Here is a 1,597-nt window from a genome sequence, read left to right on the forward strand (position 1 = left end):
AGCACGAATACGCTCAGGCAGACGGTGATAGACCGGCGCGATCTCGATCTCGCTCTTGAGCACCCTGAAACCCCGCTCGATGTCGGCCAAGCTCTTGTAGCGCTGCACGATCTGTGCGGGTTCAAGGTCGGCCACATTGGTGACCAGCAGCAACTTGCCGTCCATCATTTGGGCGCGGGCCAAGGCCTTGGCATCGATGTCATAGGTGAACAAATCGGATTTGAGGTCCACCTTGATGATTTTGGAGAGGTGGGCATCGGCCACCTCGTGGAAAAACCGTGCTTTGGCGCCCGAGTCACTGAGCCTGCGCCCGCGGTGCACCGCGCCGGCATCCTGCCCGTCGAGCTTGCCGGCTAGTTCGCTGGCCCGCGCCTCCAGCGCCGCAATGCGGGCAGAGCGCTGGGCCGTTTGTTCTTGTGCCCGCAGCGGATCGTGCGCCACGATCAGGCGATGGCCTTCCCAAAGGGTTTCGGCTACCGTCTGCCCCTCGTGCGCGGCAGCCTCGTGCAAGGGCTGCAGCAGCTCGGCAAACTCCCCGTAGCGGCGACCGGGCACCGCCAGGATGAACTCCAGTGGCTGCCCATCGGGCAAGCGCAGGGCGGCCAGATCGGCCAGGTTGTCGACCGAGAGCAAGCCACGGTCGGCCACGATCACCAGGCGCCGGATGTGCGGGTAGCGCGCCAGCACCTTGCGCACCGTTGGCAGCAAGGTCGGTGCCTCGGACGTATTGCCGTCAAACACCTCGTGGTAGATCGGCATGCCATCGGCCGTTTGCACCACGCCCAACATGAACTGCCTGGCCACCATCCCCTGCTTGGACATGCCAAAGTGCCACACATCGCCGTCTTGCACGCTCAGGCCTTCACTGCGGATGGTCGTCAGGTCATAAAAGACGACGGAGAGCTCGTCATCGATCAAGGGCCGCAACAAATGGGCCACGCAATCGTCAACGGCTTGCTGATGGTCCATCAGCGCATCCATGCTGCGCAGCAGATGCTGGTGCGTGAGCTTGGCCGGATCGACCCCGGGCATGGAGACGGTCTGCAGCCAGCGCAGCGTACCCAGTTTGGAGTCCGCATCGCACAGGCGGTTGAAGACCATCACGCGAATGGCTTGCTCCACTGCGCTGGAAAAGCGAGCACGGCGGAAAACGCCGGCCAGGCAGTCAAAGCCGATCTCGCGCCAGAGCTGATCCAATGCCCACACATCGCCCAAAGCCAGGGCCGACTCGAACTGCACCTGAGGTGTGGAGGTATCCACGGGCCCATGGCCCCGGGCCTTGAGCAGCGTCTGCAACACCTTGTCGACCTGCCCGTTGTTCTCATCAACGCGGCCCAGGGTGAGCAGGTTGCGTTGGCGGGGTTGACCATTGGCGTCGCGGTAGGACTCCACGATCTGGGCGTAGGTGTGGCCACGGGAGCGAGCGAGCTTGACGAACATGGAACAAGTGTAGCGCAAGGGGCGAAAGGAGGTGCTACACAAAACAAGAAATGTTTACACTACAAGAAAATCCAGAAAAACATGGCCAAGTGCTTGATTCATAGAGGCCTCAACCCTCGAAATACTCCTAAAACCGGGGGTAAGTGTCGAACTCGGG

1 protein-coding gene is annotated in these 1,597 nt (G+C 61.8%); it reads right to left on the reverse strand.

Features of this window, described 5'->3' with window-relative positions; all coding sequences use genetic code 11:
- The coding region (locus tag HZS63_RS13755; protein ID WP_180684558.1) for an IS1634 family transposase at nucleotides 1-1,440 on the reverse strand (1,440 nt) is incomplete at its 3' end.
- Nucleotides 1,441-1,597: the final 157 nt, after the last annotated feature.

Source organism: Tepidicella baoligensis (assembly GCF_013432195.1).
In the GTDB taxonomy this organism is placed as follows: domain Bacteria; phylum Pseudomonadota; class Gammaproteobacteria; order Burkholderiales; family Burkholderiaceae_C; genus Tepidicella; species Tepidicella baoligensis.